Below are 15802 nucleotides of genomic sequence, written 5' to 3'. Positions count from 1 at the left end.
GCAAATAGATGCGCACTAGTGTAGCTCTTTGTAAGCCTCTTCAATAAGTTTATCAAAGTCAACTGCGTCAAAATTTGTCACTGGGTTTTCCTCAGAAGTTAAGTGAAATAGGAACTCAATATTCCCTTCGCCGCCAGTAACGGGCGAATATGAGATTCCACGGAGACTAAATCCTTCGTTTATGGATGCTTCAGCAATTTTTTTCAACACTTCTTGATGAACAGACTTTTCTCTGACAACGCCTTTTTTTCCTACTTTCCCTTTTCCTGCTTCAAATTGTGGCTTCACAAGTACCATAACGTCACCGCCATCAGCAATGATTCGTTTCAAAGCGGGTAGGATAAGTGTTAATGATATAAAAGAAACATCGATAGTAGCAAATTGCGGTATCCCTTGGGTGAACAGATCCGGCGTTGCATGCCTGAAATTTGTTCTCTCCATAACCGTTACACGTGGGTCTTGTCGTATCTTCCACGCAAGTTGATTGTAACCAACATCAAGTGCGTAGCAATGTGCAGCACCGTTTTGAAGTGCACAATCTGTAAAACCACCCGTCGATGATCCGATGTCAAGTATAATTTTATCCAATACATCGACATCGAACTGCTCAAGTGCTTTTTCAAGTTTTAATCCGCCTCGGCTCACATATTTCAATTTCGAGCCTTTGACCACAAGTGGGGCGTCAATTGCAATTTTTTCACCTGGTTTATCTAATCTAGTTTCAGCAGAAAAGACGATGCCCGCCATAATCGAGCGCTTTGCCTGTTCCCTTGTTTCGAAGAGACCACGCTCAACTAATAGTACGTCAACCCGCTCTTTTGTTGTACGATTTGTCATACTTGTTCCCTTTCCACTCCACACTCTTTGACGAAGTTTAACATATTATCAACCAGATGATCAGTTGTCATACCGATTTCAGCAAGCAATTCATCAACGTTACCGTGTTCAATGAATTGGTCTGGAATACCCATCCGTCGAATCGGTACGCCAGTTTGTTGTGTGTCATGAGCATATTCAATAACAGCACTTCCGAAACCGCCCGCAAGGACAGCTTCTTCAACTGTCATAATTGGTATACCAGTAGCAAAAAGACCATCCAGCATTACATTATCAAGCGGTTTGATGAATCTCGCGTTAATAACTTTCACATGGATTCCTTTGGTGAATAACAATTCGGCCGCTTCGAGCGCCATCGGAATTGAGGTACCGAATGTCAATATAGCTGCATCATGTCCTTCACGTAATACTTCCCACGTACCGATAGGGATTGGACGTAGTGTTTCATCCATTAAGACGCCGTGACCATTTCCTCTTGGATAACGCATTACAATTGGGCCTTCGTCATAATCAATAGCGGTTTTTACCATATGCTGTCCTTCGTTTTCATCTTTTGGCATCATAATAACCAGGTTTGGCATATGTCTAAGGAAAGCAATATCGAAGACACCCTGATGCGTTTCACCATCCGCACCAACAAGACCTGCACGGTCAATTCCGATAAAGACGTTCAGATTCTGCCTTGAAATATCATGAAGTACCTGGTCATAAGCTCGTTGCATGAATGTTGAATAAATTGCTAGAAATGGCTTCATGCCTTGTGTAGCGAGACCTGCCGCCATTGTTGTTGCATGTTGTTCAGCAATGCCGACATCGAAGAATCGATCTGGAAATTCTGCAGCAAACGATTCCAATTTCGAGCCAACAGGCATCGCTGGTGTTATTGTAACGATACGTCTGTCTTCACGAGCAATGTTCCGAACTGTTTCTGCTACTAATCCGCTCCATGAAGGTGCAATTGAGGCAGATTTTACAAAATCACCTGTTTCAATTTTATACGGACCAGTACCATGCCATGTACCGATTTTATCATCTTCAGCTGGACTATATCCCTTGCCTTTTTTCGTAATAACGTGAAGTAGTACTGGCCCTTCCATTTTCTTCGCATATTGAATATTGCGTTCAAGGTCATTGAAATCATGTCCATCAATCGGACCAAGATATGTGAAACCGAGTTCTTCAAAAAAAACTCCAGAGACGAGTAGGTATTTCAGACTATCTTTAACTCGCTCCGCAGCTGCAGCAAGTTTACCACCAACAGCGGGAATTTTCTTCAGTATATATTCCAACTCATCTTTTGCTGAGTTATATTTGCCAGCAGTCCTCAATTTCCCAAGGACCGTATGAAGTGCACCGACATTCGGCGCAATTGACATTTCGTTGTCATTTAAAATAACAATCATATTGGTTTTTGAATCTCCAATATGATTTAGCGCTTCAAGTGCCATTCCACCTGTCAGCGCACCATCACCGATGACTGGTATCACATAATTCGATTCACCTTTTACGTCCCTCGCTGCTGCCATTCCCATAGCCGCAGAAAGCGAAGTAGAACTGTGACCTGTTTCCCACACATCATGCTCGCTCTCAATCATTTTAGGGAATCCGCATAGGCCTTTATATTGCCGAAGTGTGTCGAAATCGCATGCGCGTCCAGTTAGTATTTTATGAACATACGCCTGATGGCCGACATCCCAAATTATTTTATCATTTGGACTATCAAATAACCGATGCAACATAATCGTTAGTTCGACAACTCCAAGATTCGGACCGATATGACCACCGGTAACAGATAGCTTTTCAATTAGAAACTTCCGGATTTCTCCCGCTAATTCTGTCAACTGTTCTTTGTTGAGTTTTTTTATAAAAGATGGACTAGTAATTTCAGTGAGTTCCATCATCATCACACACCTTCACAAATTAATTGCCTCGAATGTTACTGCTAAGAACCCATTATATCAAGTAAGACGTCCAGTACAACAATTACGGTCATTTCAAGATTTTCTTTCGACGATATAATCTGCGAATAATCCGAGAAGTGGTTGATCTACTTTCAAAAATGAAAGTGATTGTTTTGCTACCTGATGGTGTTCAGCAAGTCGTACAATAGCACCATCCAAACCGAGCAATGACGGATATGTCGACTTATCACTTATCGTGTCGCTACCCGCAGTCTTCCCTAGTTCTTCTGTCGTAGAAGTAACATCTAAAATATCGTCCTGTATTTGAAAAGCAAGGCCTATGTTAAATGCATACTTTTTCAATTGTGCTGATTTTTCACCAGATAATCCTGCAAGTATTGCCCCAGCTTCAATGCAAAATGACAACAAAGCACCCGTTTTGTTGATATGAATGGTTTCGAGTTCGGATATAGATAAAGCTTTTTTCTCCCCTTCAATATCAAGCACTTGACCGCCGACCATACCTCTTGCTCCAGATGCATCCGAAAGTAAACGGACGATTTGAAGAGCGTTTTCGGCACTCGTAACTGTAAGACGAGATAGACTTCCAAACGCAAGGGCCTGAAGCGCATCTCCTGCAAGAACTGCTACAGCCTCCCCATAAACAACATGATTCGTCGGTTTTCCACGTCTGAAATCATCATTATCCATGCACGGTAAATCATCATGGATTAGGGAATAAGTATGTAACAATTCAACTCCGCATGCAACCGTCAAAGCATCTTCTGATTTGGCACCTAAATCTTCTAGCGTGGCTAGGACGAGGAGTGGCCGGATTCGTTTCCCGCCGGCATTAATTGAATAGGCCATCGAGGATTTTAAAGTTTCTGATACTGTCATTGAGTCAATCATAATATTTAGCTTACCTTCAATAACCGGGAGCTTTTCTGTGATAAATTGTTGTAGTTTCTCATTCATTTGAATCGCTTCCTTTTGCCGGATTGAATTCTGTTTCGTTTCCATCTTTGTCAATAATAGAGATTAGTTGTTTTTCAGCATCCTGTAGTTTACCATGGCAAAAACCAGAAAGCTCCATTCCTCTTTTATACAGTGTGATGGCATCTTCAAGGGGTACATCGCCTGTCTCGAGTTTCTGGACCACCTCTTCTAATTTCAACATCGCTTCTTCAAAGCGGATTGACTCTTTTTCCAATTATATTTCCTCCCCATCGCTTATCTTAATTGATTGGATTGTCGCTTCCGCTGTACCATCATGCAAACGAATCCGAATTTCTTTCCCAACTTCCAGTAATTCAGCAGAATTGATGACCTCGCTGTTTTTATAAACAATTGAATAGCCTCGTTCCATAATCGTTAGTGGATTCAGCGCCTGCAACATTCGTACAGATGCGTGAAAACGCTCACTTCTCATGCGTAGGTCTTGTTGTACACTTCTTGTGAGACGTTCAGTTACTACCGTTATGTCCCGGTAACCTTCTTTAATTCGCTGATCCGGGGAATAAGTGGAAAGCAGGGCACTTAATCTTTGGTATCGCGATGTTCGAGAGCTTGTTATATCGTTACCACTTCTAAGCAGTCTTCCTTCAAACCCAATCAATCTCTCAGTAAACGGACGATATAATCGTTCTGGAAATTGAAGTGGATAGGAATTTTGTAAACTTGTTAAACGTTTGCGCTCATTTTTAATTTGATTGGATAAGGAATTATAAATTGACCTCTTACGATCCAATAGCCTTTCAAACAACTCTTCTCGCGCCGGTACGGCCATCTCGGCAGCCGCAGTTGGGGTAGGTGCCCTTTTGTCCGACACGAAGTCAGCAATTGTTGTATCCGTCTCATGTCCAACAGCACTAATAACCGGTAAACGGCAAGAAAATATTGCCCGTGCAACTGACTCTTCATTGAATGCCCATAAATCTTCAATTGAACCGCCGCCTCTTCCCACGATAAGGACATCGAGAGAACCATAATTATCCGCTTGTTGAATTGATTTGATGATGGAAGGCGCCGCTTGCGGCCCTTGTACTACTGCGGGAAATAATATGATTTCAGCAAGCGGATACCGCCGTTCAATTGTGGAGCAGATATCTTGAATCGCTGCGCCTGTTTGGGCCGTAACCACACCGATTTTATTTGGATAGAGTGGGAGTGGTTTTTTCCATCTTGCATCGAAAAGACCTTCTTTACCTAGGTTTTCTTTCAATTGTTCAAAAGCAAGATATAATGCTCCGATGCCATCAGGTTGCATGGATTGTACATACAATTGATAATTTCCGCTCGTTTCAAAAACAGTTACGTCACCCGTAATGAGAACATTCATACCGTTTTCAGGTTTGAACTTAAGTCCAGCTGCGCTAGAACGGAACATCGCTGACTGAATTCGGCTTTTTTCGTCTTTTAAAGTAAAGTAGATATGACCGCTCGGATGGCTTTTAACATTCGATAGTTCTCCTTTGACAAAGACATTTCGCAAATGAGGGTCTGCATCAAACTTTCGTTTAATATATTTTGTTAATGCTTGTACAGACAAGTGTGGATCTCCGGCCAACAGTCCCGCCTCCCCGATTATTGACGTATAGAGACGCTGTCTTTTCGATGAAAAACAGCGTCCGTCCGGTTTTTTATTATTTTTGTGAGTGTCTACCTTCTTCATATGCTTTTTCAGCACTGTGAAGAGTGTTTTTTAGAAGCATGGTAATTGTCATTGGACCTACTCCGCCAGGTACCGGTGTTATAGCAGAAGCTTTAGTTATTGCTGATTCAAAATCGACATCTCCGCAAAGTTTTCCGTTCTCATCACGGTTCATGCCTACATCAATAACGACAGCACCGTCTTTTATATGCTCTTCTGTAATGAATTTTGTCTTTCCAATTGCGACGATTAGAATATCCGCCTGTTTTGTAAAGGATGCTAAATCCTTTGTTTTGGAATGGCAGTATGTGACTGTGGCGTCGCGTTGCAACAGTAATTGACCCATCGGTTTCCCCACTATATTGCTACGTCCAACAATAACTGCATGCTTGCCGCTAATTTCAGTGCCTGTCCGCTCAAGAAGTTTAATGATCCCGTATGGTGTGCATGACAGGAATGCTTTTTGACCAATTATCATTTTCCCAACGTTTTCCGGGTGGAATCCATCGACGTCCTTTGTAGGATCGATGGCACGAATAACGAGGTTCTCATCGATATGGTCAGGTAATGGTAATTGAACAAGGATGCCATGAATTGAATTATCATTGTTTAATCTAATAACGTGATTAAGTAACTCCTCTTCGGATACCGTAGCGGGAAGTTCAATTAATTCCGATTTCATGCCCGCTTCCAGACTCGATTTCTGTTTGTTTCTAACATATGTACGGGAAGCTTGGTTTTCACCGACTAAGACTACCGCTAGGCCTGGCTGACAGCCATTTGCCCTAAGCGTAGTTACTCTTTGCTTTATTTCTTCCCTGATTTCCTTACCAATTGCTGTTCCATCAATCCGTTTGTCAGTCATCATGGTTCCTCCAAACAATCCAATTATTTTTCTTCGAATTTCGATAGTACGCCATTTACAAATCGGCCTGATTTTTCATCGCCAAATGTTTTACAAAGTTCGATTGCTTCATTTATTACAACCCTGTGTGGTACTTCTTTATTGTATAGCAGTTCATAGACAGCGATTCGTAAAACGGTCCGTTCGATTTTAGGGAGGCGGTCCAAAGACCAATTTTCCAGCTTTCCGGTAAGGACTTCATCAATCTCTTCCTTATTCTCTACAGTACCACGAACAATTTGTTCATAAAACCGGTTCACCGGCTCTTCAATAATGTAAGTGATTGCCTCATTTATACTCAGTTCTGTATTATCAAGCTGAAAAAGTGTTTGTACAGCTTTTTCGCGTGCTTCTCGTCGTTTCATAATATTATTCTCCTCCACTACCGTATCTCTAGGGCATTATCATAGCATAAGTTGGTTGTCCAGATACAGTAAGACAATTTGAAAAGCATCATCCGATAGAATGATGCTTTTCAGATCATACGGTTTCGGTTCCAGCTTCAATCTGAATCCCTGTAATATGAACATTGACTTCTGTTGTTTCAAGGGATGTCATGTGGAATATTGCATGACGTATTTGTTTTTGGATTTCCAATGCGATTGCGGGTAAAGAATATCCATACTCGACAACACAATGAACATCGATCATCAAACCTTGTTCAGTCCATTCCGTTTTGACTCCCTTACCATGATTCACTTTTCCAAACTTCTCCGCAACACCTGTTGCAAAGTTTCCTCTTGTGTATGCAACGCCTTTTATTTCTGTCGTCGCAATACCAATAATTACTTCAAGAACTTCAGGAGCAAGATGGACGTGTCCAAGTTCACTGCTTCCCGATGGAGCCAATCCAACCAATGTTGGAATTGTTTTATCAGACATCCAGATTCTCCTCTCCGTTAGTTCATAATTGTGTACTTTTCAAGGAATTTTGTATCAAAATCGCCAGACTTGAAAACTTCGTTATCCATTAGGTTCAAATGGAATGGGATGGTTGTATCTACGCCTTCGATGATGAATTCATCAAGTGCCCGTTTCATCCTTGCTACAGCTTCCTCCCTAGTGTCCGCATGAACAATCAGCTTTGCAACCATAGAATCGTAAAATGGTGGAATGGAATAACCTGTATACATCGCCGAGTCTACCCGAACACCAAAACCGCCCGGAGGCATATACATCGTAACCTTACCTGGTGAGGGCATAAAGTTTTTCGATGGGTTTTCTGCATTAATACGACACTCAATAGACCAGCCGTTGATTTTAATATCAGTTTGACGATAGACCAATTTTTCACCTGATGCAATTTTAAGTTGTTGCTGAACTAAATCGATACCCGTAATCATTTCTGTTATCGTATGTTCTACTTGGATACGGGTGTTCATCTCCATGAAATAGAACTTTTGATTGATATGATCAAAAATAAATTCAACCGTACCTGCACCTCTATAATTCACGGCTTCCGCCGCTTTGACAGCTGCTTCCCCTAAAGAGTGACGAAGTTCAGGTGTCAGCGCTGGTGAAGGTGCTTCTTCTAATAACTTTTGCATTCTACGCTGAATGGAACAATCCCGCTCACCTAGATGAATCGTGTTACCGTATTTGTCGGCTAGTATCTGAACTTCAACATGACGGAAAACTTCAATGAATTTTTCAAGATAGACACCTGGATTACCGAAAGCAGCAGCAGCTTCTTTTTGTGTAATTTTGATTCCACTTACCAGCTCTTCAGCATCCCTCGCAACACGAATCCCTTTACCGCCTCCGCCTGCTGTTGCTTTGATGATGACCGGAAAACCAATTTCTTCAGCGATCCGGAGGCCTTCTTGCTCATCAGCTACGATTCCCGTTGAACCCGGAACAATCGGAACACCTGCACTCCTCATAGTTTCACGGGCTACGTCTTTCGTTCCCATCCTCGAAATTGAATCTGCGGTCGGACCTATAAATTCGATATTGACCTCTTCACAAAGTTCCGCGAAACTTGCATTTTCCGCCAGGAAACCATATCCCGGGTGAATGCCATCACATCCGGTAAGTTTTGCGACACTAATAATATTGGAAAAGTTAAGATAACTGTCTTTAGATAACTTTGGACCGATGCAATAAGCTTCATCAGCCAATTCAACATGCAGAGCATCCTGATCAGCTTCAGAATAAACTGCAACTGTCTTCATGCCAAGCTCTTTACAAGCTCGGATTATACGAACTGCGATTTCACCACGGTTTGCAATCAACACTTTCTTCATACGTTACTCCCCCTTCAATTAGCTTTTACGAGGAAGAGGGGCTGGCCATATTCTACGAGTTGCCCGTCTTTTACGAGAATCTCAACAATTTCCCCAGAAACTTCCGCTTCAATTTCATTGAATAACTTCATTGCTTCTACGATACAAACGATTGATTCAGCTTTCACCTTATCGCCAATCTGTACATACGCCGGAACTTCCGGTGAAGATGCAGAATAGAAAGTACCAACCATTGGTGAAATAACTTTGGTCAATGATGAATCGTCCGATTGTGTTGCAACTTCAGAAGTAGTTGGCGACTCCTCTGGAAGTAAACTTACCTCTACTACTGGTTGCGCCGGTTTTTCAGCAACTACTTGCTGAGCAGGTTGTGCTGCTTCAACTACTGAAGTGGAATGCTTAGTACTTCCTTTTTTTAATTCCAGTTTTGCACCATCTAATTCATAAGAAAATTTTTCAATTGAAGATTGATCAATTAGTTTAATAATTTCACGGATTTCTTGAATTTTTAGCATGATCGATTCTCCTGACTCCATTTTAATACGTTCTATATCTATTTTAGACGTTTTCACGTCATATTGAAATAGATAAAGGTCATTTCCCTCAAAGTTTGAGGGAAATGATCAAAAGCTGAAGTCATCTTCCAGCTACGAAAAAGATTAATTGGAACACAGAGAGTGCCTGGAAACGCACAGTTATGCGGCATTGTATATTGATTTAGCAAAAAAAAAAGACCCTATCCAGGGCCTTCAATTTGTTAGGTTATTCCGAGTCGCCAGTGAAAGAAACTTGAACGACCCTGGCATCTTTCCAACTTGTCATGACGAAATGGGTAATCTCTTCTGCCATTTGTGCCGATTGACCTTCCGAAGAAAGGACAGTGATTTTTACATCACCATCTTGATTGTGTACGAATGCTTCAGGATACCCCAACGCTTTAATTTGTAATTCCATGAGCGCTTCGGCTGATTCTTGTTTATTAAGCATGGCCATCTCATCGAACACTTTGTTTTTTTCCTCTGCCGTATACTCTGAAGATGTCATTTTAGTCAATAACTGATCTTCCATTTTACTTCGCTCATTGCGAACTTCCATCCGCATTTCCTCAAAGAGCAGGGCTTCAGCAAATACGGGCGTCGTTTTATCTGTACCATCAGCTTCCTCGTTCAAATTAATGGCTTTGTCCGAGTCCTTAAAAATGGTGATCCCGTCGAACGGCATCGGTGCTTTTTCCTTGATGTAATAGATCGAGATGACTGCAACCAGGCTTAGCAATGTCAAAAACCATACTGTTCTTTTATTCGTTTTCATTAGTGTTCCCCCTTTTCTCCATTTCAACGATGACGATTCGGTATTCGGGTAGCTGAAGTACGGTAGACAAAATCTTGGATAGTTCGTTTTTCATCTTGAAATCTTCCGCGCCTTCTGCAACGACTAGAATGCCTTGCAACTGATTTCCTTTTGTAGTCGATGCTTTGGATATTGAAAAGTAATCGGATAGCGGATTTGCAGATTCTCCACCTTCATAATGGGGGTAGAGTAAAACTTCCCCTATTCCCTCAGTTCTCATAAGCGCCTCTTCTAATGCAGCATATTCCCGGCTCTCCTCCTTTTTTTCCTTCCCCCCCCCGATGACATCAAGACTGGAATTGATGAAAATGATGACCAGGAGAACAATCGTCCCGAGGAGGACAGTATGGATTTTCCTTTTTGGTTTTTGCATATCATCACCATTTCCGTTCATTGAGCCGGTTGTACGACCTGTCATCAATGATTCATTTTATGCAGTTTCACGAGAGGCTATGACCAATTATTGTGAAGATTGATTGAATCATCCAGATACCAATTGCAAGTTTAATAATGGGTATGAATTTCTCTTCTGTTTCGTTTGAAAATAATAACAAGATTGTTGCAGATAATAGTGTGATCAGCAGAATTCCAGTTAAAAAGACTCCATTTCCAGCCTCATTTCATCGTAGTAATCAACTTTACAAGGATAATTGAAAATAGTGCCGTGTAGATAAATGCAAATGCAATAAGAAAAGAGATTGCACATAACACGAATAACGTCCGCCCGATATCATCCAAAATACCCGTGATATCTTCATTTGCAAATGGTTCAATGAGAGCCGCAGTCCATCTATAAAAGAATGCGGTGATTAATGTTTTGAATGACGGAATAAGCGCCACTGTCCAAATTGCAGATATTAGCCATCCTCCTGCAAAAACACTTGCTCCCGATGAATAGCGGCCGATTGTCCCCATACTATCAGTCATGAAAGAGCCGATAAGTGGAACGTTTTGACGAATGAGTTCTTTAATAGGCTCACTCGTCAAACCCGTAAGCGCCCAAGACATCGTGCCTCCCACCGTGATAAAAATTGAATAAGCTGCTACTACTGCCGATACCGCACCTAGAAGGCTCGTCCGAATTAAATCCGCCATTTTTGTAAAAGGAACGGGTGGAAGTATTCTGGAAACTAAATCTAATATCAATGCTGCAGTCAAAAGAGGAATCAGAACACGTTCTGTCAAAACGATTGCACCATTTGCAAATAGTAGCATTGCCGGTTGGAAATTTAGCATGCTGAATGCTCCGCCTGTAGCGATCATACTGGCTGTCAAAATCGGATAAATGGAAATGAACATCATTGATATGGAATGCGCAATATCCCGAATAAGATTTAAATGTTCAAATGCTGGCTGCAAAGCTACCGTTATTACAATGAATATGAGAATCATCCTCGTCCATTTCGTAAACGTAGGGAATAGGAAATCTACTAGCAAAGCCATAAATGCAGAGATGATGACGATGACAAAGCTTGATAATACGGTTCCGAGTAGCGTTTCTATAAAAGAGATCATGGATGGCCCCGTCCGTTCATTTTGTGATGAGTTTTAATAGTAAATCTATTAGTTTGGATGTCTGTTCCATCCAAAGAGTAAGTATTGCAATCTTTACGGCGAAATGAGCGATTGCCGCTAATGAACCGTAACCTGCTTCAGCGATATGTTTTGCAATGAGCTCAGATAATAAAAAGAGAATGGCGCTGCCAATCAGTAACTTTGCAAATGGTTCCGGTAACGGTTCAAAAAGAGTTAAAAAGTAGATGACGAATGGGAAAACAATGGTTAGAAATATATGAAATAAAAAATAGAGAAAAATAGATGTATACAACAACGGCTGTAATTTGGGTACAGTAAATGAAATGAGGAGGAGAATTAGGAAGACGACAATGGTCTGAACTAAAGTCAGCATCAGACCGACATGGACAACCACTGGAAAAACTCCGTAATTTCCGAGAAGAAAATCCTTAGGAAGCGGAGCATTTCAGCAGTGATGTAAATATAAGCGATGAAAAACAAGAAGAAAGAAAATTCCTTTCTGCCAGTCTGCTCGAAAAAAATATGCAGAAAACCGATGACTAATCCGATACCGGCAACTCGTAGCAAATCATTTAGTTCCATCCGGTGTTCCCCCCATTGCAACATCCTATGTGCTAGGGGTTCAATATATGTAAAAAAGTCATGCCACCCATTTGGGTAGCATGACTTTTTGGATTCTTCGATTGACTTAGTATGTTTCTTTATGCTCTAGAAACGTATTCAGATTCTACTGTGTTGATGATTAGTTTGTCGCCGGTGTTGACGAAGAATGGCACTTGTACGACGACACCTGTTTCCATTTTAGCCGGCTTAGATCCACCGCTTGCTGTGTCGCCTTTAATACCTGGCTCCGTTTCAGCAACTTCTAAAACGACTGTTACCGGCAATTCAACGCCAAGTACCTCATCTTTAAAGAGAATAATATGAACTTCCATGTTCTCTTTCAAAAACTTCAATTCGTCTTCAATTTGTTTTTCAGGAAGTTCAATCTGCTCGTAAGATTCATTATCCATAAAGATATGTTCGTCTCCATTTGCGTACAAGTATTGCATACGGCGGTTATCGATTTGTGCCCTAGCAACTTTTTCTCCGGCACGGAATGTTTTTTCATTGACGTTACCTGAACGTAGGTTGCGCAGTTTTGAACGTACGAAAGCTGCACCTTTTCCTGGTTTTACGTGTTGGAAGTCCATTACACGCCAAATGTCTCCGTCAAATTCAATTGTTAATCCTGTTTTAAAATCGTTTACTGAAATCATAGTATTTCCTCCAATGGATGATAGATTATAAGATAAGTAGTTCTTTTGTTGAGTGCGTTAAACGTTCGTTGCCGTCAACGGTTATGATGATGTCATCTTCAATACGTACGCCACCGATTCCAGGTAAATATATCCCAGGCTCTACAGTTACAGTCATATTGGGTTCCAGAATCAATTCAGATCGATAAGATAGTCCGGGTCCTTCATGAACTTCCAGACCTATACCATGTCCTGTAGAATGTCCAAATGCTTCGCCATAGCCCATAGACTTAATATAATCGCGAGCAATCGCATCCGCTTCTATTCCTGTCATACCCGGTTTAATTTCTTTTAAAGCAAGTTCTTGGGCATCTAAAGTCACTTCATAGATTTCTTTTAGTTTTGCTGAAGGCTCACCTACAGCAACAGTTCGTGTAATGTCTGAAATATAACCTTCATACAACGCACCGAAGTCTAACGTGACAAAGTCACCCGAATTGATTACTTTATTTGTTGCTACACCATGGGGCAATGCTCCGCGCAAACCGGAAGCAACAATAATAGAGAATGATGATGAAGTAGCTCCTTGACTTCGCATGGAAAACTCCAGCTCATTCGATACTTCCAACTCTGTGAGACCCGGTTTGATAAAACCGCAAATATGTGTGAATGCGTCATCTGCAATCATAGCCGCTTTTTTCAAAATGATAAGCTCATCTTCCGTTTTCACCATACGTAGTTTTTCAACAAGACCCGAGACTGGTTTCAGCTCCGCATCAACTTTTTCATTGTAAAGCTCATAAAGACCGAATGATACATTATCTTTTTCGAAACCGATAGTACGAAGTTTCATTTTTTTCGCCTGAATTGCTACTTCTTCTATGATTGTTGCCGTATGCTGGACGATACGGAAACCTTGAATCTCTTTTTCCGCCTGTTCCGTATAACGAAAATCTGTGATGAATACTGCATCATCAGCCGAGATTAGCGCAAGCCCAGCGGTACCTGTGAATCCTGTCATATAACGACGGTTGAATTCGTTTGTAATTAGCAGTGCATCAATGCCATGTTCGATTAACAGTTCCCGTATTTTTGTCAATTTCACAGTTTCATACCCCTTTTCTCCGGAGAAGAAATGCTTGAAAGGCCAGTTGATATCCGTCAGTGCCAAATCCAGTTAACTGACCGATACAGACCGGTGCAATGACAGACTTCTCTCTAAACGGCTCTCGGCTATGTATGTTTGATATATGGATCTCAATGACAGGCACATCGACAGATGCGATTGCATCACGTAGAGCAATGCTATAGTGTGTAAACGCTCCAGGATTAAAAATAATGCCATCAAGACTGGTGTCACCAGCTTCGTGGATCTTATCGACTAGTGCACCCTCCCAGTTCGATTGGAAGAATGATAGTTCAACATCATGGAGCGACGCAGCCTTGTCTAGTTTACTTTCAACATCTGCTAATGTTTCAGCACCGTAAATACCTGGCTCCCTACTACCAAGCCTGTTTAGATTGGGTCCGTTTAGAATAAGTAACTTCACTGCCACACCATTCCCTTCACCGTTATCTTTCCCATTTTAGCATATCGTTCTTTTGTAGCAACTCATTTCACACTTTCATCTGAAAATTTCTTCATAAATACAGCCGTTCCTGTGATAAATCTGAACACTATGGCCATTAACGCTAGGTAAGGTATAGATATCGATTTTATTGCAGCTACAGGACTTTGCGGTGAACCAATTGTCCATTCAACCGCAAAAACAACAATAAACCCTAGAATTAACGCGGTTATAGACGGGGGAATTGATGTTGTGAATGACACGACGAAATACAGAATGGCAAATAACAATGTAAGAGCCATGAAAAGCAAAATCCATTTTATTGAATAATGAGCTGATTCGAAAATCTGCCATTTTTTTGCCCAGCCGATAGGTGACCAATTAATGAAATTGAATAATTGCAGGAACTTTAGAGCTATCGTTGTGATTAAGGCCCCGATTAGTGCAGTCCATAACAAAGTAATATTCATCATAGATATCCCTCCTATACAAAGTGTCGGGAGGTTTAGAACTTTTTAAACATCATTATGGAGTGTAACTTTATTTTTTAGTATAATGAGTTAATAGTATTTGTTGAATTAAAAGAAAGAGGGGCTAAATATATGAAAAAAGAACAACAGCCTCCTACTTACGGGGGTCAAGCACTAGTTGAAGGTGTTATGTTTGCCGGAAAAAATCATACCATCTCGGCAATTAGGCGAAAGGACGATGCAATTGATTATTTCCACCTTCCAAAGGAAAAGAGTAATACTCTGATAAAAATGAAGAAAATCCCATTTATTCGTGGATTTGTTGCATTAATTGAATCTGCTGGAATCGGGTCACGGCATTTAACATTTTCCAGTGACCGCTATGATATTATGCCCGGCGAAGAAATTCTTCCACCAAAAGAAGAAACCTCCAAATTGGCAATGGTTCTTGGTGTCGCAGCTGTCGGAGTATTATCTTTACTATTTGGGAAGTTCCTCTTTACACTGATCCCCGTCTTTCTAGCACAAGCACTACAATTTGTTGCACCAGGAAAAACAGCACAAATTTTGCTTGAAAGTCTATTTAAGCTCATTTTGCTATTGACCTATATTTCACTTATTTCTATGACACCGCTCATTAAGAGGGTATTCCAGTACCATGGTGCAGAGCATAAAGTTATCAACACATATGAAAATAATTTGCCCATGACAGTTGAAAATGTTCAGTCACAATCTAGACTCCATTTTCGTTGCGGTAGCAGTTTTATGCTGTTTACGGTAATTGTTGGTATGTTTGTTTATTTCCTTGTACCGGCCGATCCTTTTTGGTTCCGCATTGTAAATAGGATTCTACTCATTCCAGTCGTTCTCTGCATTTCCTTTGAAGTCCTGCAAATAACAAATTCGCTTCGCAATGTTCCTATCTTGAAGTATTTAGGCTATCCCGGTTTGTGGCTTCAACTATTGACAACGAAAGACCCTGATGACAAGCAAGTGGAAATTGCAATTGCATCGTTTGAGAAATTATTGCAACTAGAAGAGCATGGTGTTGATGCAATGGAACTTGAAGCAGGGACTGTTCCTGTAATTATTTAAAAGC

Annotated in this window: 20 protein-coding genes; 1 reads left to right on the top strand and 19 read right to left on the bottom strand. The window is 41.1% G+C overall.

What is annotated here, in order from left to right:
- Window positions 1-15: 15 nt before the first annotated feature.
- From AC1TO4_RS12080 to AC1TO4_RS11990, 19 genes are all read right to left on the bottom strand, one after another.
- Window positions 16-837 carry a TlyA family RNA methyltransferase gene (locus tag AC1TO4_RS12080; RefSeq protein WP_482103085.1) on the bottom strand — a complete coding sequence of 274 codons (822 nt, stop codon included), beginning with the start codon at window positions 835-837 and terminating at the stop codon, window positions 16-18.
- Window positions 834-2735 (bottom strand): 1-deoxy-D-xylulose-5-phosphate synthase, encoded by a 1902-nt coding sequence (gene dxs, locus AC1TO4_RS12075; RefSeq protein WP_482105537.1) that lies wholly within the window; start codon window positions 2733-2735, stop codon window positions 834-836. The genes AC1TO4_RS12080 and dxs overlap by 4 nt, the downstream gene beginning before the upstream one ends.
- A 96-nt stretch (window positions 2736-2831) precedes the next feature.
- A complete protein-coding gene (locus tag AC1TO4_RS12070; RefSeq protein ID WP_482105524.1) occupies window positions 2832-3716 on the bottom strand; it encodes a polyprenyl synthetase family protein in 885 nt (294 codons plus the stop codon).
- Window positions 3709-3951, bottom strand: a complete 243-nt coding sequence (locus AC1TO4_RS12065) for an exodeoxyribonuclease VII small subunit (protein ID WP_482103083.1) — start codon at window positions 3949-3951, stop codon at window positions 3709-3711. The genes AC1TO4_RS12070 and AC1TO4_RS12065 overlap by 8 nt, the downstream gene beginning before the upstream one ends.
- The gene (gene xseA / locus AC1TO4_RS12060) at window positions 3952-5307 is read right to left on the bottom strand and encodes an exodeoxyribonuclease VII large subunit (RefSeq protein ID WP_482103082.1); all 1356 of its coding nucleotides are present in this window, start codon (window positions 5305-5307) and stop codon (window positions 3952-3954) included.
- A gap of 76 nt (window positions 5308-5383) precedes the next feature.
- A complete protein-coding gene (gene folD, locus AC1TO4_RS12055; RefSeq protein WP_482105523.1) occupies window positions 5384-6256 on the bottom strand; it encodes a bifunctional methylenetetrahydrofolate dehydrogenase/methenyltetrahydrofolate cyclohydrolase FolD in 873 nt (290 codons plus the stop codon).
- A 23-nt stretch (window positions 6257-6279) separates the two neighbouring features.
- Complete coding sequence (gene nusB / locus AC1TO4_RS12050; protein WP_482105522.1) at window positions 6280-6660, bottom strand: transcription antitermination factor NusB; 381 nt, start codon at window positions 6658-6660, stop codon at window positions 6280-6282.
- A 115-nt stretch (window positions 6661-6775) separates the two neighbouring features.
- Window positions 6776-7177 (bottom strand): Asp23/Gls24 family envelope stress response protein, encoded by a 402-nt coding sequence (locus AC1TO4_RS12045; RefSeq protein ID WP_482105521.1) that lies wholly within the window; start codon window positions 7175-7177, stop codon window positions 6776-6778.
- 17 nt (window positions 7178-7194) lie between these two features.
- Window positions 7195-8541 carry an acetyl-CoA carboxylase biotin carboxylase subunit gene (accC, locus tag AC1TO4_RS12040; protein ID WP_482105520.1) on the bottom strand — a complete coding sequence of 449 codons (1347 nt, stop codon included), beginning with the start codon at window positions 8539-8541 and terminating at the stop codon, window positions 7195-7197.
- A gap of 14 nt (window positions 8542-8555) precedes the next feature.
- A complete protein-coding gene (gene accB, locus AC1TO4_RS12035; RefSeq protein ID WP_482103077.1) occupies window positions 8556-9056 on the bottom strand; it encodes an acetyl-CoA carboxylase biotin carboxyl carrier protein in 501 nt (166 codons plus the stop codon).
- Between the two features lie 247 nt (window positions 9057-9303).
- Window positions 9304-9852, bottom strand: coding sequence for a SpoIIIAH-like family protein (locus AC1TO4_RS12030; protein ID WP_482103076.1), 549 nt, complete (start codon window positions 9850-9852; stop codon window positions 9304-9306).
- Complete coding sequence (locus AC1TO4_RS12025; protein WP_482103075.1) at window positions 9839-10309, bottom strand: hypothetical protein; 471 nt, start codon at window positions 10307-10309, stop codon at window positions 9839-9841. The genes AC1TO4_RS12030 and AC1TO4_RS12025 overlap by 14 nt, the downstream gene beginning before the upstream one ends.
- Before the next feature lie 197 nt (window positions 10310-10506).
- A complete protein-coding gene (locus AC1TO4_RS12020; protein WP_482103074.1) occupies window positions 10507-11406 on the bottom strand; it encodes a stage III sporulation protein AE in 900 nt (299 codons plus the stop codon).
- A 16-nt stretch (window positions 11407-11422) separates the two neighbouring features.
- Window positions 11423-11821, bottom strand: a complete 399-nt coding sequence (locus tag AC1TO4_RS12015) for a hypothetical protein (RefSeq protein WP_482103073.1) — start codon at window positions 11819-11821, stop codon at window positions 11423-11425.
- The gene (locus AC1TO4_RS12010) at window positions 11800-12009 is read right to left on the bottom strand and encodes a SpoIIIAC/SpoIIIAD family protein (protein WP_482103072.1); all 210 of its coding nucleotides are present in this window, start codon (window positions 12007-12009) and stop codon (window positions 11800-11802) included. Before AC1TO4_RS12010 ends, AC1TO4_RS12015 begins: the two co-directional genes overlap by 22 nt.
- A gap of 119 nt (window positions 12010-12128) precedes the next feature.
- Window positions 12129-12686, bottom strand: a complete 558-nt coding sequence (gene efp / locus AC1TO4_RS12005; protein WP_482103071.1) for an elongation factor P — start codon at window positions 12684-12686, stop codon at window positions 12129-12131.
- 25 nt (window positions 12687-12711) lie between these two features.
- Window positions 12712-13770: a M24 family metallopeptidase gene (locus tag AC1TO4_RS12000; RefSeq protein WP_482105519.1), complete on the bottom strand. Its 1059-nt coding sequence runs from the start codon at window positions 13768-13770 to the stop codon at window positions 12712-12714.
- Between the two features lie 4 nt (window positions 13771-13774).
- Window positions 13775-14215 carry a type II 3-dehydroquinate dehydratase gene (aroQ, locus tag AC1TO4_RS11995; RefSeq protein ID WP_482103122.1) on the bottom strand — a complete coding sequence of 147 codons (441 nt, stop codon included), beginning with the start codon at window positions 14213-14215 and terminating at the stop codon, window positions 13775-13777.
- Between the two features lie 62 nt (window positions 14216-14277).
- Window positions 14278-14706, bottom strand: coding sequence for a hypothetical protein (locus AC1TO4_RS11990; RefSeq protein WP_482105518.1), 429 nt, complete (start codon window positions 14704-14706; stop codon window positions 14278-14280).
- A 129-nt stretch (window positions 14707-14835) separates the two neighbouring features.
- On the opposite strand from AC1TO4_RS11990, the gene AC1TO4_RS11985 reads away from it, so the two are divergent.
- Window positions 14836-15798 (top strand): DUF1385 domain-containing protein, encoded by a 963-nt coding sequence (locus AC1TO4_RS11985; protein WP_482105517.1) that lies wholly within the window; start codon window positions 14836-14838, stop codon window positions 15796-15798.
- The last annotated feature ends 4 nt before the right edge of the window (window positions 15799-15802 follow it).

The sequence above is a fragment of the Sporosarcina sp. Y838 genome, assembly GCF_056786515.1.
Note: the sequence above shows the minus strand (reverse complement) of the source record. Positions and strands in the feature narration are given on the sequence as shown.